Consider the following 22,903-nt stretch of genomic DNA (forward strand, 5'->3'; position numbering starts at 1 on the left):
TCATGAAAGAAGAACTATCAAATGGAGAAAAGTTCATAGATATTGCCGAAAAAATAGATAAGTGTTTTTTGGAAATTTGTTATCAATTTATGTTTGGTAAGGAAGAAGAATTAATCAAAGCAATTACTAACTTGAACCCATATATATCACTTAAAAAAAAGTATATTAGAACATTCCACGATTTATTGATTCTAACAAATGAATATGTGGAAAAAAATGGGAAATTAGAGGTAACAAAAGAATTTTGTGAAAGCTATTACTATAGACGTTATTATTTATTGCTGTATTATTTTTTGATAGCAAGAATACCGATAGAAAAACTTCTTGAAGATGATAATTTTGATATTATTGCAGAGATTTACGATGATATGGAACCTGTAAAAAAATTATCAGAAATTAATTTTGAATGTGAAATAATCGATGGGAAAAATTACTATTATCCTAGTGTTGGATGGGATACGATACAATATTATGCATTTATGGATGCGTATGCAGAATATGCGAAATGGGAAGAATTACCAAATAATAAAAAATCAACGAAACAATATCAAGAAATAGAATTAATTGAAGAGCAATTAAATATATATGTTCGTGAAACAAAAGATAGAGAGGGAATTTATCAATTAAAATTATTAGTATCAAAGCAGAGTAAAGCAAAAAGTGAAAAATCAAGAAGAAGACTTTATGGAACCACAAAAATTAGTAAGAAAAAAGATTATTCAGAAGAATTTTATCTAATTGATAGGTATTATGATAAATTACTTGAAAACAAACAATATAGAATTAAACAGTATCTAATTGAAGGAGGAATTACCAAAACGTATTTTTTTAAACTTAAGAAGGAATATTTTAATCAATTATCTTTGAAAAAGTATTATCAGGCATACAAACATATCAATTCTCAAAAGTATGATGGGAATTTTGATAAGGTAAAAGAAGAGTTTAAAATTTCAAAAAGAAAAATGGTTAGTTTTACCAATAGATATTTTCCAAAAATTTAATACGAGATTAGTGATTGTGAAGGAATTTTTGCAATCACTTTTTTTGTATTTTATTGAGTAAAAGTAATAAAAAATAAAAAATCTGGAATATTATAGATTTGAACATTATGATTTTAGAACAAAATATATGTTTAAAAGTAAATTTTAACTATTATCAAAATGATATGTGTGATAAGATTTTATTACAATTAGTTTTTTTAAGGAGGAGTAACTAATGGCAATACAAAGTGATTTGGCTGGAGCAAGCCAAAAGGCTACTGCACTAAAAAATGCAACAGATAGATTAATACAGCAATCAAGCATAAATAATGATACTCAAACAACAGTGGCAGGAAATACAAATGCTCAAGAAGCCATTACTACAGCTCAAGAAACAGCTACTAAGGTAGCTCAGGCGGTATTTTTGGCATCTAGTAATCTACAAAGTGTAGCAAAGGATTTTGAAGCTTTAGACCAAACTGTTGCAAACACTATTTTTAAACCTTTAGGTGGTTTAGGAAAATGAGAAAATTAGAAGATATTCAAAAAGAAGAAAAGCAATTATATTTAAAAGAAGAAACCTTAAGTAGTGAAGTTAATCAAGTTAAACGGGTTAAGGAAAATTACGACAATCATTTTTATGAAGCAAGGCATTTTTTTGATGATATTTGTTATCAATTTGATAAGAATGAACAAGGGAATTTTTTTAAATCAATCTTTGATGAATTTTCTCAAAAATCAAGACAAGTAATGGAGTATTTGGAAAATGATGAGGAAGAATTACGTATACAAAAAAAGAAAGTTTTGAACCAATTAGATGATATCAGTTATGAAAAAAGAAAAGCATTAGCAGAGGAGGATAGCAAATAATGAGTGTTGATATGTATGTTTCTACTTCTCAAAGTCAAGCATCAAGTGTATCTACCATGTGTAAATCGCAAGCAGAAGGATATCAAGAATTGCAAAAAGCAATCAATGATTTTACTTTAAATGCCCCATTTTTAACAGGTAAAGCGTATGATTCGGCAAAAGACTATTTTCAATCGGTGTTGTATCCTTTAGCACAAGGTGGGATACTGTTATCTGAAGCAGTAGAAAAAGCAGTGAAGAAATTTCCAGAAGAATATATTTCTCAAGTAGATAGTGGGGATTTAAAACAATCTGAATTAGAAGAAAAGATTAGAAGAGCAGATAGATTACTGAATCAAGCGGAAGATATCCGTAAAGATATTAATTCATCAAAAACTTCTGATATTACAAAAACATTTCAATTAATAGCTAACTCGATGTTAATTGGGATGTATAGTGCTTCCAAACAAAAATTAGAAGAGCAATTACGTAAATTATTAGCATTTAATGCAAGTTCACCTTCAATATTTTCTGAAATCTCTAGCTTGCAAAGTGCTATGAATACTGGATTAGCTCAAACAAAAACTGCATGGAATGAGGCAACAGGAACGTTTTCAATTCCAAAAGATTTATCGTGGAAAAATACTATTAATGAGCGATGGAAAAGTTATCAAGAAAAAAATATGACTAGTGAGCAAAAATTACTAAGAAATTTAGAGACTCAATTTGGATTTAGTAATGAAGAAAGCCAATTATTAATGGATATTTATCAAAAATTAAAAAAAGAGTATGGAACGGATAACGCAAATAAATTATTTTGGCAGTTGCTTGCATCACCGGTATATACAGGAAACCTTAAAGATTGGGGAATGTGGAGTTATACTGGGGGACTAAACTCTGACTGGAGGACTTCTTTAGGCAAGTTAGGATTAACAAAGGAAGAATTAAATGCTTTAGAAAATATGATTTGGAATCAATACAATTTATGTTCAGGAATTTATAAAAATCCAAAAGAGTATTATAATAGTTTTGTAGCAAATCAAAACGTTGATTGGAATAAACTTAGTGTAAATGAACAACAAAAATATATAGATTTATTCAACCAATTTAACAATAAAGTTGATTTTTCACACATGGCTGCTATCATAGCTTCGTATATGAATAACGCTATTTTAGAAGATTCTTTAGGTGAATCAATTGGTTTATTTAATGGAGTAGGTGGATTAAATAATAATTCTGGCTATATTGGAGATATAGCTGGAGTACCTGGAGCTAAGCCAAGTTTAGGAAATGATGATTATCGTGCAGATTTAGATAGTGTCAACATATTTAATAGAATTTCAAAGTCTACTAATTCTTTAGAAGCTATGAATCAATATTTTAATCAATTAACAAATGGAAAAACGAATAGAGCAGAAGAATTTGTAACTAATATAGGAAATGGGTCATATAATGAAGGAATAGCAATATTACAACAGCAATATACTGATTTTATTAACGGTGGTGCATATAAAGATATGAGTGTAGAAGAACAAAAAGTGTTTGCAGAATTTTTGTTAAATGTAATCAATTCAAATAATTCACTGAAGTAGGTTATCTATGAAAAAGAAGAAATGGATATTTTTACTAACAGTTATTTTAGTAGTAGTTGGATTTTTTTATTTGAAATTTAATTACATTAAAGTTCCTTATCTAGGTCAGGTGCCATTGATAAAATGGGATGCTTCGATAGATAAGCATATCAAAAATAAAGATATGTACTATCAGAGAAGATTCAATTTTTCTGAATTATCAGAGGATAAAATAGTTAATTATATATACAGAGCCAATAAATCCAGTAGCTTGTCAAATTTAATTATGGAAAATCCTTCAAAAAAAGAACTTAAAAGTAATTTTTTGAAAAATAATGAAATAGCTTCAAGTACATTAGTTTCGGAAGATGTTCTTAATCATTCACAATATAAAATAATAACAAAAATTTCAAAAGTCAAAAATCAGTATATCTATACAATTTACGTTGAGAAATTTTCTTAATAATTGATAAAAAATTATTTTTCATAGAGCATATTAAAATGGAATAAAAGGTTATTGAATATTCATAGAGGTGAAAACCAATGATGCTTAACATAATAATATTCATTGGTTTTCTGTATATATCATCAACTATCTGTCGAGTTATGTTTTTTAAAAGTCGCCGATAGTAAAATTAAGCTAGACAACTAAATAAGTCATTTGTGCTACACTCAAAATAGTTCCGACCAAAGAATTATAAGGAGTGAAGACAAATGACCTATACTCATCTTACATCAAATGAACTCGTGATGATAGAAGCTTATTTCAATATGAGCCAACCTGTTACGATGGTTTCTAAGACTTTAACTCGTTCTAGACAGACAATCTACAATGTTTACAACTTCCTGAAACAAGGAAAATCTATCTGTGACTATTACCAACAATATAAAGAAAATAAAACACGTTGTGGTCGACAACCCATTAGTTTGCCTACAAAACAGCATGATTACATTCAATCTATGGTGGCTCAAGGGTGGACACCTGATGTGATTATTGGTCGAGCTGAGTTTCCTATTTCATGCTCTGTTAGAACACTTTATCGTCAGTTTAAAGCGAATCAATTTGATTGCTCAAAACTACCAATGAAAGGGAAACGAAAGCCCAACGGGCATAAAGAACGTCGTGGAAAGCAAGCATTTAAACGCAATATTTCAGAACGATCCACTGACTACCCTAATTTCCAACAGGAATTTGGGCATTTAGAAGGTGACACAATTGTTGGCGTTCATCATAAAAGTGCCATCATCACTCTAGTTGAACGCCTTTCAAAAGTGATTATTACATTAAAACCAAATGGTCGGAAAGCATTGGATATTGAAAAAGCGACAACTGATTGGCTACAAAAGATTCCCAGAAACTTGTTCAAATCCATTACCTTTGATTGTGGAAAAGAATTTTCAAATTGGAAAAACATGAGTAATGTCAATGATATTTCTATCTATTTTGCAGACCCTGGAACCCCCTCACAACGCGGATTAAATGAGCATTCGAATGGGTTATTACGTAAAGATGGGCTGCCTAAAACAATGGATTTTAATCAAGTTGACCAAGCTTTTGTTGCGGCTGTCACCTCTAAAAGAAATCACATACCAAGGAAATCTTTAAATTATCGAACACCATTAGAAGTATTTTTGAGTTACATAAATGAAAGACATTTGTCTAGCTTAATTTGACAAATCAAAAGTTGTTTTGATTTTAGTTATCTCTATGAAAATTATGTTTTAGGGAAGGTTTTAAGAGGAGGAACGTAAGAAACGCAAGTTTTACAAGATATTTTTCTTTGGTTTTGGGGTTGTATTAAAGTAGTGCCAGAAGGTGTTGTTACAGGTGTTATTACAAGTTTGATTTTTCTGTTTTTTCGTAAGGTATTAAATAAATGCGGAGAATATGGGGTTGTCAACTAAAGTGTGTAACTGATAAATCTAAGAACGAAAAAGAACATTAAATAATTCCTAAATAACCTTTGGTTAAAAGAGCTTAAGAAAGAAACCTTACCGAAAAGGAAAATTTGATGTTCTTTTTTGATGCAACAGTGACTAGGAAATATATAAGCTATAAGTATTGATGCGCTCAGAAAACTGTTCATTCGCCATTAATTGATTTAAGACCATCGGCCAATTGGGTATAAACCCAGCTGTCCATTTCTTTTCCAATTCTGTTACTCGTAGATAAAGAAGTTTCAAAAGAGCGGTTTCAATTGGAAATGCGCCTTTTTTAGTTACTTTTCTAAAGCTGGAATGAATACTTTCAACGGCATTTGTTGTGTACATAATTTTACGCACTGCGCTACCATAATCATAAAGTTGTTCCACATGAGAAAAATTACGTTTCCAAACCTCTACAGCACCAGAGTAGTGAGACCAACGTTTTTGAAAGGTATCAAAAGCACTCTGACAAGCTTTTAACGAAGGAGCACCATAAAATTTTTTCATTTCCCTAGAAAATTCCTTGTAGTCTTTATAAGGAACATACCGAAGCGCATTGCGCACTAAATGGACGATACAACGCTGAACGATCACCTTTGGAAAAATAGATTTTGCGCCATTTTCAAGACCAGAAACACCATCCATAGACATAAAGAAAATATCCTATACACCACGAGATTTCAATTCATCAAAAATCTGCATCCAGCGGTTTTTACTCTCAGTTTCATTCAGCCACAACCCTAAAATGTCTTTTTTCCCTTTTAAATCATACCCAAGAATTGTATAGACAGCATATTCTTTCACTTCATAATTTTCTCTTAACGTCACATACATACAATCCACAAAAACAAAGGCATAGCACTTCGCTAAAGGACGATTTTGCCATTCCTCCAGTTCTGGAAGAACAGAATCAGTGATTGTAGAAATCATTTCGTGAGAAATGGAAAACCCATAAATATCATCAATGGTATGAGCGATATCTCTTTGGGACATACCTCTGGCATACATGGACAAACCCTTTGATTCGATAGCTGAAACATCCCGTTCACGTTTCTTAATAAGTTCTGGTTCAAACGTGGCTTCTCTGTCTCTAGGTACATCAATAGGGACTTCTCCAAAGCTTGTTTTTACTTTCTTAGAGCCAAATCCATTTCTTCGATTGTTCGTTTCTTTCTCCTGTTTTGAGTGAATATCGTAGCCTAAATGATGGGTCATTTCGCCTTGAAGCATTTGTTCAAATAAGGGACCAAAAATATCTTTTAGCGCTTCTTGCATGTCATCGACATTTTCAGGATTGTAGTTTTCTAGAATAGTTTTCGCTAGTTCGACGGTTTTAGGATCTCTTTTCTGTCTTGCCATATTCTCGCATCCTTTCATTTTTATTTTATCTGAATTTTCTTTACACGAAAAGAAAAACTGTATAAGTAGCTTATCTAGAATTAGCTACTTACACAGTTTATTTTACACTCTCAAAAAAGTGCTGACCATAAAAATCACGGTCAGCACTTTTTATTATTTTTTCCACTCTGCGACTTCTTTTGAGTGACTGTTAATCCAGTCTCTAGCAGCTTGTGTTGGATCAGTTCCATTGTTGATTTCTAACATAACAGATTCCATATCTTCTTTCGTCCAATGGAAATTTTTTAAAATATTATAGGCTTCAGGATTTTCTTCTTCCAATCCTTTTCTAGCCATTGTATGGATTGCTTCTTCTTTGCCCATTGTGCCTTTTGGATCTTCTAAATATTTAAGATCATATTTGGCAAACATCCAGTGAGGAGACCAACCAGTGATAACTATGTCTTCTTTATTTTTGATTGCTTGACCGAGAGCAACAGTCATTGCACCAGAAGAAGAGGTTTCTACTGACCAATCAGATAAGTTGTTGTAAGCTTTTTGCGTTTTTTCAGCCGCCGCAACAACACCAGCACCAGGTTCAATACCAGTAATTTTTTTACCAGCTTGATCTTTTAGGTCTTCGATTGAATTGACATCCATATATTGTGGAACGACGATACCAAGTTTAGCACCTTTTAGATTTTCACCTAAATCATCCACTTTATCTTTATATTGTTTGTATTGTTCACCATGTGTTCCAGGAAGCCAAGCTGCAACCATTGCATCTGTTTCTCCTTTTGAGATTGATTCCCACATAATGGCATTATCCAACGGTGTTAGTGAGACATTGTAACCAACATCTTTTAAAACCTCACCGATGACATGAGTTGAGGCAACCTCTGTATCCCACTCTACATAAGAAAGAGAAATATTTTTTTCATCATTTTTAGCAGAAGAGAAAAGGGTAGAGCTTGCAATCAAAGCGACGATCGCTATAACAGCTACAACAGTTCCACCAATTTTTTGTTTTTTAGATAGTTTTGATTTAGCTGGAGTTGTTTTTTTCTTATTTAAATTTTGAGTAAAACGATCAATGATAATGGCTAGGATAACTAACGCAACCCCATTAACAAAGCCATTTCCAACTTGGGCACGTTGTAAAGCAGAAAGAACGCCACGACCAAGACCAGGAGCTCCGATCATGGATGCGATAACTACCATAGAAAGTGCGAGCATCGTTGTTTGGTTAACACCCGCCATAATGGTATTTTTAGCTAATGGTAATTCCAATTTGAATAATTTTTGCCAACCAGTGCTACCAAATGAATCAGAAGCTTCAACGAGTTCTTTGGGAACTTGACGAATTCCAAGATTCGTAAAACGAACTGTCGGTGGTAAAGCAAAGATCACTGAGGCAAACACCCCAGGAACCATACCAATTCCGAAAAAGGCAACAGCAGGAATTAGATAAACAAATCCAGGCATTGTCTGCATGAAATCTAAAATAGGCGTAATAATACTTTGCGCTTTATTACTTTTAGCCATTAAAATTCCAAGTGGTACACCGATAACGATAGAAACCACACTAGAAAGTAAAACTAAAGTAACGGTACTCATTAAATCTGTCCATAAATTTTGATTATAAATGAAAAGTAAACCGATCAGTGTAAACAGACTTAAACCAATTTTCTTATTTGAAATAAAGAATGCAATGGCAGTTAAAATAATAATAAATAGTACGGGAGGAATCGCAACTAATAGGGAAGTGATGCCGTCCATTAAACTTTGACCCGTTGTTTGGAAGAAACTGAAAACTCCTGAGAAAGTATTCGTCATCCATTCTGTAATTGTTTCGACCCAACTTGCCACTGGTAATTGATAATTATTCATTGATAGTCACCTCTGTTTCTGCTAATGCTTCAAGAACGCTGCCTCGAATGACAACACCAAGCAATTTATTATTGTCAGTTACGGCAACTGGTGTAGGTGAATCATAAATGATTGGGAAAATATCGTTGACGAGCATATCTTTATCAATTGTAGTGATATCAGTATCTACATAATCAGTTAATGGTTTACCCGCTTTACGAGCTTCTAATGCGCGTTCAGCTCGGACCACACCTTTTAGTTGACGTTTTTTATCAACGGCTAAAAGCATACTAACTTCTTCTTGGCGCATTCGAGTTAAAGCAACCGTCGGACCATCGATTTCAATATTGGTTGTTAATGCTGGAACCATGATATTTTGAGCAGTTAGAACTTTCGAACGATCCACATCTTCAACGAAGGTACGAACGTAATCATTGGCTGGGTTTGTTAAGATTTCTTCACCAGTACCAATTTGCATGATCTGACCGTCTTTCATTAGAGCAATTCGATCGCCAATACGTAAAGCTTCATTTAAATCATGTGTGATAAAGATGATCGTCTTCTTCACATTTTCTTGTAAATCGACTAATTCATCTTGCATTTCTCGACGAATTAATGGATCAAGAGCAGAAAAGGCTTCATCCATCAATAAAATTTCTGGATCGTTAGCCAAGGCTCTAGCTAAACCGACACGTTGTTGCATTCCGCCAGATAGTTGATTAGGAAACTGGTCTTTAAAAGCAAGTAAGCTTGAGTTTTCTAAGGCTTGTTCAGCTTTAGCTTTTCGTTCTTCTTTTGGAACACCACGAACTTCTAAACCGTACTCAGTATTTTCCAAAATTGTACGGTGAGGAAAGAGACCAAAATTTTGAAATACCATACTCATCTTATTACGCCGAACTTCTCTAAGACCTTCTTTATCCAATTTTGATATATCTTGATTATCAATAAAAATATTTCCGGAAGTGGGTTCGATCAAACGATTTAATAGACGAATCAATGTTGACTTACCACTACCAGAAAGCCCCATGATCACGAAGATTTCTCCTTCTTCCACTTCGAAATTCACATCATAAACTCCTACAGTAGCGCCAGTTTTTTTCAAGATCTCGGTTTTATCTTTGTTTTCTTTGATCATATCCAGTGCTTGTTTTGACTTTTTACCGAATATTTTTGTTAAATGCGAAACTTTTACTTTGGGCAAAACAAAATTCCTCCTTATTTTAAAAGCTGAACGAGCTCATTCAGTCTCGACAGGAAAAAAGGAAAAACAGAGGGTGGCGTTTTAAGCCACAATCGGATTTTATCTTTTTCCCGAGAGACTAGCTCGTGAAGCTAGGTAACTACAAACGCCAGTATTTTTAGTTATAACACTAAAACTTAATATGCATGCAAAGAAAATTATTTTCTTTTCTGCAAAAAGTGACCATTCTAGGTTAACATCGTGTAGTCACTTTGTCAAATTAGCGATCTAAAAAGAGAAAAGAAAGTGATATTAAATTTTATCAGAGAAGATGAATATGTCAGTTCATAATACCAAATCAGTGGGAAATGCTTGTAATAGACAAAGTAATTGTCGTAGCTATCTTTTGAAATGGGAATCCAGACTTCAAACTGAGCATCTATACCTCAAGATCGATAATCGATATTTAGACCATTGAATTGCTAGCTAGAAAAATCAATTTAAGTTTTTTTCAGTAGATGATCGTTGATTACTCTGAAAAAAGTTCTTGGGAAATTTTTTGGTAGATCTTTTAATTATAAATGCCATCTTAGTAATTATCTGAATGTTTCGCTAATGAACAATGTATTTGGCAAAAACATCTATTAAACTAGACGACACTGTTAATTGATAATAGTTATCACTGATGGTTATTATCAAAAATATTGCTGGTACTTCGGTTTCTTTCAAACATATAATTAAGCTAGATAGGAGTGATAGAGTAGAGAAAAATCGAGTGTAGTATTTATCGAGGATGGGCGAGTAAAGGTGTATTTCTATTTAAAGACGATTTAGATAGGTTTGGCAATAATCAAGATGAGATGTTGCTAAAACAATTGCGTTGACGGGCGCACTTTGTACAGCAGCTTGTGTGATACCTGATACGATTCCCAATCTACTGCTTAAACAAAGTAATCTATCCAACAATCAAATAAAATTGGTTTTTGGGTATAGTGACGACTTGATTAAAACAACAATCAATTTTGAAATACAAAAGGAAGATAATATAACGATCTGCTCTATTTTTTTCTTATAGAACGGCAAGGAAAATTTTGACAGGTACAGTGTTTTTTTAGATTAAAAAGGAGATGAAAAAAATTGAGGATCATACAAAAACTTATTATTACATGAAAATGAAAAGAAAGTGGAATTCCTTTTAGATAAACATTTTGAAAATGCCCTAAACAGTATAGTAAATAAGATGGATAAAAAAGTTGTATATTAATAGATCAACCTCAAAAAGTTAGATCTGAAAATTTAACTCTTTGGGGTTGATTTAGATTTGGTTATTTTATAGTTCATGAATTTGGATAGAAAAAATTTTGAACTCGTTGCAGTGTGGATTCATGACCAACAAAATAAATCGTATCACCAGCAGTCAGTTTGGTATAAGGCCCAGGAGATACCAGTAATTCATCACCATGTTTGATCGCAATCAAAGTGGCAGAAGTACTTTGCCATAAATTTAGTTCGCTGATCGTCATTTCAAGGTGTGATGCATCGTCGGTTAGTGTAAATGTTACCGGATTTAACGGATTGAATGAGTCAAAGCGTTTGGTCTGATCCACAAGTTTATCCAAAATTTCTGAGAAGTGACTTAATTCTTCTTTTTGTTTTTTTACACTGTCAATTAGATCATCCTTCAAATCATGAATCGATTGAACATCATGGTATTGCTCAACGAAGAGTTCAGCTTTTTTCATTGAGTGAACATAGAAGCCACTGCCGTGTTTTGCTTTGACGATTTCTAAATCAACTAACACGCTGATTGCTTTGCGGGCTGTTTCAGGAGAAACACTGTATTTATTTGCAAGAGTGGATCGTGCATGAAGTTTATCGCCCACAGGAAAAGTCTGATCAGCGATTTTAGCGGCTACATCAACAGCAATTTGCTGATACTTTGGTTTCGTCACATTTATGCGTTTTGAAGTCATGTTTGACCGCCTTTCATTCGTTATTTTCTTCTAATTCTTCTAGTTCTAAGCTAAAATTTTCCCATTCAGTCAGCAATTGTTCTTGTTCAACACGTTTCGTTTCTAAGTCTTCATTTAATGACATTAGCTTCATATGGTCATCAACAAGCGTAGGGTCGCTCATTGCTTGTTCAAGCTGGCCAATCGTTGTATCTAATACTGTCAGATTTTCTTCAATTTGTGTAATTTTTCGGTTCAAATTACGAAGCACTTTTTGTTGTTCCTTGTTTTGATAAAAGTCATTTTTAGGTTTTACTGTATCTACTTGTTTTGTGGCAGATTGTTCAGCTAATAATGAAGCTAATTCTTCTTCTTCTTTTTTCTTTTCTAGGTAATAGTCGTAGTCACCTAAATAGAGTCTACTACCAGTTTCAGAAAGTTCAATAACTTTAGTTGCAATGCGATTAATGAAGTAACGGTCATGTGAAACAAAAAGAAGTGTTCCTTCATAATCGATCAAAGCATTTTCCAAAACTTCTTTGTTATCAATATCTAAATGGTTGGTCGGTTCATCTAGAATCAAGAAATTTTCTTTATCCATGGATAATTTTGCCAAAGCAACCCGGGCTTTTTCACCGCCACTTAAAAGTGGAATTGTTTTTTCTACATCATTTCCGCTGAATAAAAAACTACCTAAAATAGTCCGAATATCTTTTTCTGAAGTGGTTGGATGTTCATCCCAAAGTTCAGCTAAAACGGTTTTGGTTCCGTGAAGGTTTGCTTGTTCTTGGTCATAATAACCGATTTGAACGTTAGTTCCAAGAGTGGCTGCACCTTTAATGAAGGGAATACTTCCAATAATCGATTTTAGCAAAGTAGATTTTCCGATTCCGTTAGGTCCGACCAAGGCAATTGCTTCTTGACGACGGATATCCAATGAAACAGGTTGTGATAAGATATGAGTTTCATAACCAATCGCAGCATCTTCTAATTGAAGTACGACATTTCCAGAGACTTTTTCAATTGAAAAAAGAAAATTCGCAGATTTTTCATCCCCTTGAGGTCGATCTAAACGTTCTATTTTTTCTAACGTTTTTCTACGACTTTGCGCTCTTTTAGTCGTGGAAGCTCTGACTAAGTTTCGGGCTACAAAGTCTTCTAGTTTATTAATTTCAGTTTGTTGTTTTTCGTAAGCTTTCCATTCACTGGTCAATTGTTCAGCTTTCAATTCTAAATATTTGGAGTAGTTTCCTTTGTAATACCTCATTTTATGACGACTGATCTCATAGACTTCGGTAACAACTTTATCCAAGAAATACCGATCATGCGAGACGATCAAAAGAGCACCAGAGTAACTAGGTAAGTAGTTTTCTAACCAAGAAAGAGTTTCGATGTCTAAATGGTTAGTTGGTTCATCGAGAATCAAAATATCTGGTTTTTGTAGGAGCATTCGTGCTAAAGCTAATCGTGTTTTTTGACCACCAGATAAGGTACTGATCTGTTTTGAATAAACGTCTTCTTTAAATCCAAAACCATGTAGGACAGAACGAATTTCGTTTTCATAGCTGTAACCATTTTTTTCTGAAAAATCGTGTTGCAGCCGATCGTATTCTTTCATAATAGATTCATAATTTGAAGCGTCAGGCAAAAGTTCACTGATAATCAACTCTAATTCACGCATCCGTTGTTCCATTGTGATCACATCGACAAAGGCTTCAAGCATCTCGTCCCAAACAGTTTTATTAGAAACAAGTCCAGTATCTTGAGCTAAGTAACCTAGACTGGCTGTTTTATTTTTAGCGATCGTACCGGCATCAGGTGCATCGATACCAGCAATTATTTTTAAAAGAGTAGATTTACCAGCACCATTGCGACCGACTAAAGCGATTCTACTATTTGTACTGATCTCCATTTGTATGTTTTCAAACAAAGTGTCTGCGCCGAAATATCGGGCAATCTGGTTTGCTTGGAGTAAAATCATTTGGTATCCTCATTTCTATTTCAATAACTTTAGTGTAGCACAAATTGATTGAAAAAAGCACCTGTCCTACAATCGGACCAAAATTTTTGCTTGATAATTCTAAAAAGTTCAAAAAATAGTTCATTTTTTTGAGCGATAAGATTGCTTTTTATTTGGAATAACTGCTATTATGAGAAGTGGATATTTGTGTATATTTAGAGTATTGGAGGTACGATTGTGAAAGACCAAATTATTCCAAAAGCAACGGCAAGACGCCTTCCCCTATATTATCGTTATTTGAGAATTCTGCATGATGCAGGCAAAAATAAAGTTTCATCTACTGAACTAAGTGAAGCGGTACAGGTAGATAGCGCGACGATTCGACGAGATTTTTCTTATTTTGGTGAATTAGGTAAGCGTGGTTATGGATACGATGTAGAGAACCTGATGAATTTCTTTGCAAAAACGTTGAATGATGATGAACTAACAAATGTAGCATTGATTGGTGTAGGTAACTTAGGAAGTGCCTTACTAAAGTATAAATTTCATCAAAGCAATAGTATTCGCGTTAGTTGCGCTTTTGATGTCAACGACGATATTGTCGGTAGAATTGTTGATGGTATTCCGGTTTATCCAATGACAGATATGATGGAACAGATTCGTATTCAGCAAATCGAAGTGGCAATTTTGACTTTACCAGCCAGAAAAGCCCAAGAAGTTGTCAGTCAGTTAGCAGATGCTGGAGTGAAAGGTATTTTGAATTTTACGGCAGCTCGATTAGTCTCACCTACAGATGTTTTGATTCAAAATGTCGATTTGACGAATGAACTACAAACCTTGATTTACTTCTTACATCACGATAATGAATTAGTCGATACTGAAATTGACGATGAAAAAGAATGATTTGAAAACCCCAGGAAGTGCATTTTTACAGAAAATGCACTTCCTGGGGTTTTATGTTTAAGTTTATTTAGGTAATTCAATATTTCCATAATGCAATACAAGTTGAGCGATCACAACGATGGTATTCATTCCACAATGGGCAATGATAGAGGTCCAAATTTTACCAGTCATTTTATAAAGGAGAGCAAAAAAGAGTCCCATGCAAAAGTAAACAAAAAAATGACCATCTTGATGGATAACAGAGAACAAAGAGGAGCTAATAATAGCCGAGAACCAAAATCCAGTATATGTTTCAGTTAGACTAATCAAAGAACGACGAAAAATAAACTCTTCCATGATAGGCCCGCCAATTGTTGTTGCTAGAATAAATAGCGGATTCGCTAAAATAACCTTGATAATATTTTGTGTATTTTGCGAACTAGGATCAACACCTGTAATAGTTGTTTCAATGCTAAAAACAATAGCTTGGATGATCATTGCTAAAAAAATACCACTGACACCGAGTAAGAAGATAAAAACTGGGGAAGTCAGTGTAGCTTGTTTTTCTACCATTGTAACGGCAGTTTTTTTATTTTTGATATACAGCCAAATCATCAAACCAGCACCTAGAATATAAGTAAACGTCGTACCACCGATTATAACTTCAGATGAAAAGGATCTGAAGATAAAAGGAGAAAAGAAGACGAGTCCATATATAATAAGCATTAAAAAGCTTACTTTTCTAATAGACATATTTGTAGACATAAAAACAGAAAACTCCTTTCAATAATTGCAGAATATAAAAAGTATACCATAGCTAGTGTTTTTTTTAGCAGATTATCATTTTTTTCGATTATTGCGATATCCCAATAGTAGAAAGATAAATACGAAGAAAAATGCTGCTTCCCATATTGTAGTAGTCCAGTCAAAACGTCTACTTACTCCAAAAAAGAAGTTCCCGACATTGGCAATAATTAAATAAAGTCCTGTGGACGTAAGAGCCCCTATGATTCGTTGTTTCATTTCAATCGCCTCTCTTTCAGTTCTTATTTTACCATGAAATGGAAGATAGAGAAGGAATATGTCGAACCATGTAAAGAAACTTATTTTCTTTGAACAATTATTTAATAAATTTAGTCAAAAGACTTGCAAAACGAAAGGGAAATGAGTATTATAAATAGTGTAGTTAGCACTCGTTAACTAAGAGTGCTAAAAAAGAAAAATATTTTTTTGGAGGGATTTATTGTGTTAAAACCATTAAGCGATCGCGTCGTTATTGAAGTCGCGAAAGAAGAAGAAAAAACAGTTGGAGGCATCGTCTTAGCATCTGCCGCTCAAGAAAAGCCTCAAACAGGAAACGTTATCGCAGTCGGTGAAGGCCGTGTTTTAGAGAACGGTACAAAAGTTCCTGCCGAAGTAAAAGTAGGCGATACAGTCATGTTTGAAAAATATTCAGGTACAGAAGTTAAATATGAAGGAAATGATTATTTGATCGTTTCTGGTAAAGACATCATCGCGATTGTCGAGTAATTCATTTTTAAACGTAAAAAACATTTAAAATAGAAAAAATAAAATTTTTGAGGTGAAGGAATTATGGCAAAAGAAATCAAATTTGCAGAAGATGCTCGTGCATCAATGCTTCGTGGAGTAGATATTTTAGCAGACACAGTAAAAGTAACATTAGGTCCTAAAGGTCGTAACGTTGTTTTGGAAAAATCTTTTGGTTCGCCATTGATCACAAATGATGGGGTAACGATTGCTAAAGAGATCGAATTGGAAGATCATTTTGAAAATATGGGTGCGAAATTAGTTTCAGAAGTTGCTTCTAAAACAAATGATATTGCAGGAGATGGAACAACTACTGCAACAGTCTTAACACAAGCAATCGTTCGCGAAGGTTTGAAAAACGTTACTGCAGGTGCTAATCCCTTAGGCATCCGCCGTGGGATTGAATTAGCAACTAAAACTGCGGTTGAAGAGTTACACAACATTTCAACTGTTGTTGATTCAAAGGAAGCCATCGCGCAAGTGGCAGCTGTATCTTCTGGATCTGATCGTGTTGGACAGTTGATTGCTGACGCAATGGAAAAAGTCGGTAATGATGGTGTTATTACGATTGAAGAATCAAAAGGTATCGAGACGGAATTAGACGTCGTTGAAGGAATGCAGTTTGATCGTGGTTACTTATCTCAATATATGGTGACAGACAATGACAAAATGGAAGCTGCTTTAGAAAATCCGTATATCTTGATTACTGACAAAAAAATCTCCAACATTCAAGATATTTTACCGTTGTTGGAACAAATTTTACAACAAAGTCGCCCATTATTGATTATTGCAGATGATGTTGATGGTGAAGCATTGCCAACATTAGTATTAAATAAAATCCGAGGTACATTCAATGTTGTTGCCGTTAAAGCTCCAGGCTTTGGTGATCGTCGTAAAGCGATGCTTGAAGATATTGCTATTTTAACAGGTGCAACCGTGATTACAGAAGATCTAGGTCTAGAATTAAAAGATACAACAATCGAAAACCTTGGTAACGCAAGCAAAGTGGTTGTTGATAAAGACAATACTACAATCGTTGAAGGCGCTGGTGAAAAAGCAAGTATTGATGCACGTGTTCAATTAATTAAAAATCAAATTGCGGAAACAACTTCTGATTTTGATCGTGAAAAATTACAAGAACGTTTAGCGAAATTAGCTGGCGGTGTAGCAGTTGTTAAAGTTGGAGCCGCAACAGAAACTGAATTAAAAGAATTAAAATTACGTATTGAAGATGCCTTGAACGCTACTCGCGCGGCTGTTGAAGAAGGTATGGTTTCTGGTGGTGGTACAGCGCTAGTAAATGTTATTGGTAAAGTTGCAAAATTGGATGCTGATGGTGATGTAGCAACAGGTGTGAAAATTGTGATTCGTGCATTAGAAGAACCAATCCGTCAAATTGCTGAAAATGCTGGATATGAAGGCTCAGTAATCGTGGATAAATTAAAAAATATCGATTTGGGCATTGGTTTTAATGCTGCAAATGGTGATTGGGTAAATATGGTTGAAGCAGGAATCGTTGATCCAACAAAAGTAACTCGTTCTGCATTACAAAATGCTGCATCTGTTGCTGCCTTATTATTAACAACAGAAGCAGTAGTGGCAGATAAGCCAGAACCAGCAAGTGCTGCAATGCCGCCAATGGATCCTTCAATGGGAATGGGTGGCATGATGTAGACATTTAATTTGGGTTGAGATAAAAGGCGTCTAGCTCCGAGAACTGAGAAATAAGAAGAAATTCACGAAAGTGACACAAAAATATAGAATTTCAATTTTGATGTAATCAAAGCGAGGCGGAGTCGTTACGTTTATCTTGTTGTCTATTCAAATATAAAGTGTGAAGCAAAACTGATTTTTAGTTTTGCTTCACACTTTTTCATTTATTTTGATACTAGTTAATTAGTGAGAATGTGTGGACGCTCAATAGAGGACAAGCAATTAGATTTACCTAACGGTGAAGGAATCAATTGTTATCTGAGAGTGACATTAATGCGTAATAAAGAAATAAAAGAAAAAACAATATATATACTTTAACATGAATATATTTTTAAAAAATAACAAATGTTTTTTTGAATATTGATTTAGATACAACTTATTGTTATAATTTATTCATAAAGGGGGAATTTTAATGAAAAAAAGCTTGACATCTATTATTAAGATAATAGGTTTAACATTGTTGGTAAGTTGTTATTTAACTATTGGTGGAGGAGTGGCTTTTGCCGCGAGAAATGCACCTGGTGTTTATGTAACTCCCACTAATTCTCAATCATCAGATATAATTATGACTGACTGGAGTGGTATGGATACAACACCATATACTTATTGGGCTGTCCATAATTGGAATCAAGGAGGAGAAGCAGGTGGATATGCAGGTTTTCAACAACAATCTGGAAAAAGAACGGTTCATTTCTCTATATGGGATCCTATTTCAACAAATGAGGCTATAAAAGCTGAATATTTAGATTCTGAGTCAATTTCAGAAAGGTTTGGTGGAGAAGGTACAGGAAGAAAAGTATCTACTACGTATCCATGGCAACCTAATCAATGGTATACAATGTTGTTACGTTCGTGGAATGAACATTCTCACACTAAAGTAGGTCAGTGGGTAAAAGATTCAGATAATAACTGGAAGCAAATTGCTATACTAGATTTTCCAGTAGCCAATATAAATTTTAAATATGGTCAAACAATGTTTCAAGAAGATTGGGCTGGTACAGGACAACATAAACGTAGTTTCAAATTAAAAAATGGCTACGGAAGATCTTTAAAAGAGAAGAGATGGGTATCTTGGGATACACAAAAAGTTGAAAATCAGCATCGCAATGATCAAAATTGGAATGGTGGAGCAACAAATGATTATTTCTGGGCACAAGCAGGTGGCTTTGAAAATTCAACAATAGGTAAAGGAAAAACGTATAAAATTAACCAACCAAGTGAACCTAAAATAAATGATATTTTAATAGATAGTTTTAATGTGAAGCACACTAAAAATGAATTTTCAGTTGATTGGAAATTAAAATCAACTAGTACACCTCAATTTAAAGCAACTATTAAAGTGAATAGAAATGGCAAAACGCTAAAAATAATTGATTCCATACAATCGTATAAAAATAGTGTTACTGATAAATTTTCAATAAATGCAGGAGATCAAATTCAATTAACAATTACTGATATTTTTGATCAAAAGAAAGATTTTTATTATTCTGAGAAAGTCCCTGAAAAAAATTCATATGAGATAGTTCTAAAAGGATTAGGAGACAAAGTATTCTCGAAAATAAATTTATCGTTAAATAGTAATACTGCAGTTATCGATACAGCATTAGGAAAGCCTCATACTTACTTTTCTGACAAATATGCTGGGATAACGATTAACGATCGAAATGGTGTAGAAAAATACAACCATGAATATATTGGAAATAAAAATTATTCGGCAAAACAAGATAAAGTAACAATGAATATAGGTGATTATATTACGTTATATCATCGTGAGTACAAAAATCGATTGATGATAGAGGATACAGATACGAAACTTCACTTATCAACAAATGAGACGATTACGTATCAAGTAAAAGAAAATGGAATAGAAGAAGCAGATAGTGCGTCAACACCTCAACCTAATCCCAATAAAGGTTCTCATTTTCAATACACATTAAAAGGATTAGGAGACAAAGTATTCTCAAAAATAAGTCTATCGCTAAATGAGCACACGGCAGTTATCGATACAACATCAGGAAAACCTCATACTTATTTTTCTGATAAGTATGCTGGGATAACGATTAACGATCGAAATGGTATAGAAAAATACAACCATGAATATATTGGAAATAAAAATTATTCGGCAAAACAAGATAAAGTAGCAATGAATATAGGTGATTATATTACGTTATATCATCGTGAATACAAAGATCGATTGATGATAGAGAATATAGATACAAAAGCTCACTTATCAACAAATGAGACGATTACGTATCAAGTAAAAGAAAATGGAATAGAAGAAGCAGATAGTGCGTCAATACCTCAACCTAATCCCAATAATGGCTCTCATTTTCAATACACATTAAAAGGATTAGGAGACAAAGTGTTCTCAAAAATAAGTCTATCGCTAAATGAGCGCACGGCAGTTATCGATACAACATCAGGAAAACCTCATACTTATTTTTCTGATAAGTATGCTGGGATAACGATTAACGATCGAAATGGTATAGAAAAATACAACCATGAATATATTGGAAATAAAAATTATTCGGCAAAACAAGATAAAGTAGCAATGAATATAGGTGATTATATTACGTTATATCATCGTGAATACAAAGATCGATTGATGATAGAGAATATAGATACAAAAGCTCACTTATCAACAAATGAGACGATTACGTATCAAGTAAAAGAAAATGGAATAGAAGAAGCAGATAGTGCGTCAATACCTCAACCTAATCCCAATAATGGCTCTCATTTTCAATACACATTAAAAGGATTAGGAGACAAAGTATTCTCGAAAATAAGTCTATCGCTAAATGAGCGCACGGCAGTTATCGATACAACATCAGGACAGCCCCATACTTATTTTTCTGATAAGTATGCTGGGATAATTATTAGAAATCGCATGGGTTTTGAAAAATATGACAATGAGTATATTGGAAACAAATTTTATGTGGCAAAGCAAGACAAAATCACATTGAATATAGGCGATTATGTTACGTTATATCATCGTGAGTATAAAGATCGATTGATGATAGAAAATACTGATGTAAAAAAACTCTTGCCAACAAGTGAGACAATTACGTATCAAGTAACAGAGAATGGATTAGAATATTAGCAAAATAATCTTTAAAAGATGCTGACAAAGAAAAGTAAATAGGGAATGTTTTTGAGAAAAAATAGACACTCTAAAGCAACAGCGTGAAAAAGTTAGGATATATATGTGAATGTCCCGAAAATCTTACAAAGCCTTTATAGGGCATTGTAAAATTTCGGGACATTTATTCTAAATTATTCATTACTTAGGTGAAATAAGGTACAATAAAAAATTGCTGAATACTAAACAAAACCACTAAATGAACAGGATAAAACCAATAAAAAAAATATTTCCACTGTTTTCCGCGTTTGCCATTATAAAAATAGATAAGCACAAAAGCAATTAGTCCAAACAAACTATTTTGTAAAAGAACTAAAGCACCGAAAATACATTTTAAAAGGAGGAAATCTCTAAATAAATACAAAATGACGATCAACAAAACGCCAATCCATCCACCATAATCAGTTTGTAACCACTCAGCAGAGAAAATCCCAGTTCCTACTACTATAATAGAAAAAATGTTATTTTTAACAGAATGATTCTTTAACTTTTCCAATCCAATAATGACGAATAACCCAATCAATAAGGTGAAAAAGACATTTTGATTTTCCAAATCAATTAGTTGAAGTGAAAAGGCTAAATCATAAGGTATCTCAGAAACTAAAGCAAATAAAAATAAACGGATCATATATTTTTTTGTATTCGAAGTATGAATAAACCCTTCTACGAGTAAAAAACAGAATATAGGGAAAGCGAGTCTTCCAATCATGATGAATATAGGAAAAACAGTTTGACTCGATTCAATCAGATGAGTAAGGTTAGGTTCAACTGAATAGGGAACAGATAACGTTAAAAAAGATTGAAAAGAAATAATTTTTGCAGTATGATCTAGCAGCATAGCAATAATAGCCAGCCATTTTAGTTGACTACCTGAGAAAAAGCGCTTGTTTTCCAATCATTTTCCTCCTTACAATATATTACTCAGATAGTTCATTTTATCATATTTTAAAAACCTTGTATTAACAAATTTGATTTTAACAGTGAGGAAATAAAACTCTGATAAAAGATACAAATTAAAGTAGAATTTTATGCTATACTCAAATAGTTGAAATAAAAATGTCTCTCTCTTTTTATAAAGTAAAGAGCAAAAAAATAATGAATCAATAAGGAAAAGGAGTTTAGACAATGAATATTGTTTTTTGTGATATAGATGGAACATTTCAGGATATAGGCGGAGAAGTCCCACAGATCAATTATGAAGCGATTTATGCTTTACAAAATCAGGGCGATCATTTTGTTTTTATTAGTGGGCGTGGTTATGCACAGTTGACAGAATTAATGGCTGAACTAGAAAGAGAATGCGATGTTATTTTTAGTAATGGTGGCGGATGTAAATTAGTTGGTAAACCCATTCAGTTTAATCATTGTTTATCACTAGCTGAATGCGAAAGGGTCATCGCTATTTTAGAAGCACGAAATATTTTTTATCATATCCATACAAATGAAGGAATCATTTTGAAACCAGTTGAAAATTATAAAACAAATATTTTAGCATTAAGAAAAAAGCTTGAAACAATGGGTCAGACAGGTAAACAGATTATGGATTTTAAAGAATCTTTCTTTAAAGAGCAATGTCAGCATGTAGGAGAGCCACTTACTTATTTAACTGAGCATCCTGAATTAAAAGTGATGAAAATAGAATTGATGGAAGCAAGTGATGAGGAGCACGAAAAATTGCGTGAATTATTGAGTAGTGAGTCAGCTGATGTTTTTTCTTCATTTATACAATGCTTAGAAATCGTTAATCCCAATAGTAGTAAAGGGAATGCAATTAAAGAGTTTATGAAAAATTACCCTGATGCGCGTAGTTATGGTATCGGCGATGGTGAAAATGATTTAGCCATGTTGGAAGTTGTAGATATTCCAGTTGCAGTAGGGAATGCTAAAAAAATTGTGAAAGAGAAGTGTCAGGTAATTATCGATGATTGTCTAGATGGTGGGGTCGGCAAATTCATTTTTGAAGAAATTATCAAAAATTGAAAATGTAGTTTGT

Annotated in this window: 18 protein-coding genes and 1 pseudogene; 11 read left to right on the top strand and 8 right to left on the bottom strand. The window is 33.3% G+C overall.

Going from position 1 to position 22,903, the window contains the following annotated elements; all coding sequences use genetic code 11:
- The first annotated feature begins 2 nt into the window (after positions 1–2).
- The 6 genes from AC4BBR_RS05230 (at position 3) to AC4BBR_RS05255 (ending at position 5,074) form a co-directional block, all read left to right on the top strand.
- Positions 3–1,001 (top strand): hypothetical protein, encoded by a 999-nt coding sequence (locus AC4BBR_RS05230; RefSeq protein WP_490461503.1) that lies wholly within the window; start codon positions 3–5, stop codon positions 999–1,001.
- Positions 1,002–1,215: 214 nt separating this feature from the next.
- Entirely contained in the window at positions 1,216–1,506 is a 291-nt protein-coding gene (locus AC4BBR_RS05235; RefSeq protein WP_490461504.1) for a TIGR04197 family type VII secretion effector, read from the top strand.
- Complete coding sequence (locus tag AC4BBR_RS05240; RefSeq protein WP_490461505.1) at positions 1,503–1,850, top strand: DUF3958 family protein; 348 nt, start codon at positions 1,503–1,505, stop codon at positions 1,848–1,850. Before AC4BBR_RS05235 ends, AC4BBR_RS05240 begins: the two co-directional genes overlap by 4 nt.
- Positions 1,850–3,421: a T7SS effector LXG polymorphic toxin gene (locus AC4BBR_RS05245; RefSeq protein WP_490461506.1), complete on the top strand. Its 1,572-nt coding sequence runs from the start codon at positions 1,850–1,852 to the stop codon at positions 3,419–3,421. Before AC4BBR_RS05240 ends, AC4BBR_RS05245 begins: the two co-directional genes overlap by 1 nt.
- 7 nt (positions 3,422–3,428) lie before the next feature.
- Positions 3,429–3,863 carry a hypothetical protein gene (locus tag AC4BBR_RS05250; protein WP_490461507.1) on the top strand — a complete coding sequence of 145 codons (435 nt, stop codon included), beginning with the start codon at positions 3,429–3,431 and terminating at the stop codon, positions 3,861–3,863.
- A 251-nt stretch (positions 3,864–4,114) separates the two neighbouring features.
- Positions 4,115–5,074 carry an IS30 family transposase gene (locus tag AC4BBR_RS05255; protein ID WP_490459128.1) on the top strand — a complete coding sequence of 320 codons (960 nt, stop codon included), beginning with the start codon at positions 4,115–4,117 and terminating at the stop codon, positions 5,072–5,074.
- Between the two features lie 363 nt (positions 5,075–5,437).
- On the opposite strand, the pseudogene AC4BBR_RS05260 reads toward AC4BBR_RS05255, so the two are convergent.
- The 5 genes and pseudogenes from AC4BBR_RS05260 to AC4BBR_RS05280 all read right to left on the bottom strand — a co-directional run bounded on the left by AC4BBR_RS05260 (position 5,438) and on the right by AC4BBR_RS05280 (position 13,649).
- Positions 5,438–6,685 (bottom strand): annotated as a pseudogene (locus AC4BBR_RS05260) (IS256 family transposase).
- A 153-nt stretch (positions 6,686–6,838) separates the two neighbouring features.
- A complete protein-coding gene (locus tag AC4BBR_RS05265; RefSeq protein ID WP_490461508.1) occupies positions 6,839–8,554 on the bottom strand; it encodes an ABC transporter permease/substrate binding protein in 1,716 nt (571 codons plus the stop codon).
- Entirely contained in the window at positions 8,547–9,737 is a 1,191-nt protein-coding gene (locus tag AC4BBR_RS05270; protein ID WP_490461509.1) for a quaternary amine ABC transporter ATP-binding protein, read from the bottom strand. The genes AC4BBR_RS05265 and AC4BBR_RS05270 overlap by 8 nt, the downstream gene beginning before the upstream one ends.
- A 1,316-nt stretch (positions 9,738–11,053) precedes the next feature.
- Positions 11,054–11,689 carry a GntR family transcriptional regulator gene (locus AC4BBR_RS05275; protein ID WP_490461510.1) on the bottom strand — a complete coding sequence of 212 codons (636 nt, stop codon included), beginning with the start codon at positions 11,687–11,689 and terminating at the stop codon, positions 11,054–11,056.
- 13 nt (positions 11,690–11,702) lie between these two features.
- Entirely contained in the window at positions 11,703–13,649 is a 1,947-nt protein-coding gene (locus tag AC4BBR_RS05280) for an ABC-F family ATP-binding cassette domain-containing protein (protein WP_490461511.1), read from the bottom strand.
- Positions 13,650–13,865: 216 nt separating this feature from the next.
- Here AC4BBR_RS05280 and AC4BBR_RS05285 point away from each other — a divergent pair, with 216 nt between their 5' ends.
- Positions 13,866–14,531 (top strand): redox-sensing transcriptional repressor Rex, encoded by a 666-nt coding sequence (locus tag AC4BBR_RS05285; RefSeq protein WP_490461512.1) that lies wholly within the window; start codon positions 13,866–13,868, stop codon positions 14,529–14,531.
- A 63-nt stretch (positions 14,532–14,594) separates the two neighbouring features.
- Here the strand turns inward: AC4BBR_RS05285 and AC4BBR_RS05290 are convergent, their stop codons facing one another.
- Both AC4BBR_RS05290 and AC4BBR_RS05295 read right to left on the bottom strand, forming a co-directional pair.
- A complete protein-coding gene (locus AC4BBR_RS05290) occupies positions 14,595–15,263 on the bottom strand; it encodes a CPBP family intramembrane glutamic endopeptidase (RefSeq protein WP_490462073.1) in 669 nt (222 codons plus the stop codon).
- A gap of 87 nt (positions 15,264–15,350) precedes the next feature.
- The gene (locus AC4BBR_RS05295; RefSeq protein ID WP_490461513.1) at positions 15,351–15,533 is read right to left on the bottom strand and encodes a hypothetical protein; all 183 of its coding nucleotides are present in this window, start codon (positions 15,531–15,533) and stop codon (positions 15,351–15,353) included.
- 222 nt (positions 15,534–15,755) lie between these two features.
- Between AC4BBR_RS05295 and groES the strand changes: the two genes are divergently transcribed.
- From groES to AC4BBR_RS05310, 3 genes are all read left to right on the top strand, one after another.
- Positions 15,756–16,040 carry a co-chaperone GroES gene (gene groES, locus AC4BBR_RS05300; RefSeq protein ID WP_490461514.1) on the top strand — a complete coding sequence of 95 codons (285 nt, stop codon included), beginning with the start codon at positions 15,756–15,758 and terminating at the stop codon, positions 16,038–16,040.
- 63 nt (positions 16,041–16,103) lie between these two features.
- A complete protein-coding gene (gene groL / locus AC4BBR_RS05305; RefSeq protein WP_490461515.1) occupies positions 16,104–17,732 on the top strand; it encodes a chaperonin GroEL in 1,629 nt (542 codons plus the stop codon).
- Positions 17,733–18,183: 451 nt separating this feature from the next.
- Positions 18,184–20,871, top strand: coding sequence for a putative mucin/carbohydrate-binding domain-containing protein (locus AC4BBR_RS05310; RefSeq protein ID WP_490461516.1), 2,688 nt, complete (start codon positions 18,184–18,186; stop codon positions 20,869–20,871).
- A 184-nt stretch (positions 20,872–21,055) separates the two neighbouring features.
- Here AC4BBR_RS05310 and AC4BBR_RS05315 read toward each other — a convergent pair whose 3' ends face one another.
- On the bottom strand, positions 21,056–21,805 hold the full coding sequence (locus AC4BBR_RS05315) for a TraX family protein (RefSeq protein ID WP_490461517.1): 750 nt from the start codon (positions 21,803–21,805) through the stop codon (positions 21,056–21,058).
- A 230-nt stretch (positions 21,806–22,035) separates the two neighbouring features.
- Here AC4BBR_RS05315 and AC4BBR_RS05320 point away from each other — a divergent pair, with 230 nt between their 5' ends.
- Positions 22,036–22,890, top strand: a complete 855-nt coding sequence (locus AC4BBR_RS05320; protein ID WP_490461518.1) for a Cof-type HAD-IIB family hydrolase — start codon at positions 22,036–22,038, stop codon at positions 22,888–22,890.
- Positions 22,891–22,903: the final 13 nt, after the last annotated feature.

The sequence above is a fragment of the Enterococcus sp. AMC1251 genome (assembly GCF_058216535.1).

Bases quoted from the DNA above. Each gene is read 5' to 3' on its own strand.
- AC4BBR_RS05230 (WP_490461503.1), top strand. From the start codon at position 3: ATGAAAGAAGAACTATCAAATGGAGAAAAGTTCATAGATATTGCCGAA.
- AC4BBR_RS05235 (WP_490461504.1), top strand. From the start codon at position 1,216: ATGGCAATACAAAGTGATTTGGCTGGAGCAAGCCAAAAGGCTACTGCA.
- AC4BBR_RS05240 (WP_490461505.1), top strand. From the start codon at position 1,503: ATGAGAAAATTAGAAGATATTCAAAAAGAAGAAAAGCAATTATATTTA.
- AC4BBR_RS05245 (WP_490461506.1), top strand. From the start codon at position 1,850: ATGAGTGTTGATATGTATGTTTCTACTTCTCAAAGTCAAGCATCAAGT.
- AC4BBR_RS05250 (WP_490461507.1), top strand. From the start codon at position 3,429: ATGAAAAAGAAGAAATGGATATTTTTACTAACAGTTATTTTAGTAGTA.
- AC4BBR_RS05255 (WP_490459128.1), top strand. From the start codon at position 4,115: ATGACCTATACTCATCTTACATCAAATGAACTCGTGATGATAGAAGCT.
- AC4BBR_RS05265 (WP_490461508.1), bottom strand. From the start codon at position 8,554: ATGAATAATTATCAATTACCAGTGGCAAGTTGGGTCGAAACAATTACA.
- AC4BBR_RS05275 (WP_490461510.1), bottom strand. From the start codon at position 11,689: ATGACTTCAAAACGCATAAATGTGACGAAACCAAAGTATCAGCAAATT.
- AC4BBR_RS05280 (WP_490461511.1), bottom strand. From the start codon at position 13,649: ATGATTTTACTCCAAGCAAACCAGATTGCCCGATATTTCGGCGCAGAC.
- AC4BBR_RS05290 (WP_490462073.1), bottom strand. From the start codon at position 15,263: ATGTCTATTAGAAAAGTAAGCTTTTTAATGCTTATTATATATGGACTC.
- AC4BBR_RS05295 (WP_490461513.1), bottom strand. From the start codon at position 15,533: ATGAAACAACGAATCATAGGGGCTCTTACGTCCACAGGACTTTATTTA.
- groL (WP_490461515.1), top strand. From the start codon at position 16,104: ATGGCAAAAGAAATCAAATTTGCAGAAGATGCTCGTGCATCAATGCTT.
- AC4BBR_RS05310 (WP_490461516.1), top strand. From the start codon at position 18,184: ATGAAAAAAAGCTTGACATCTATTATTAAGATAATAGGTTTAACATTG.
- AC4BBR_RS05320 (WP_490461518.1), top strand. From the start codon at position 22,036: ATGAATATTGTTTTTTGTGATATAGATGGAACATTTCAGGATATAGGC.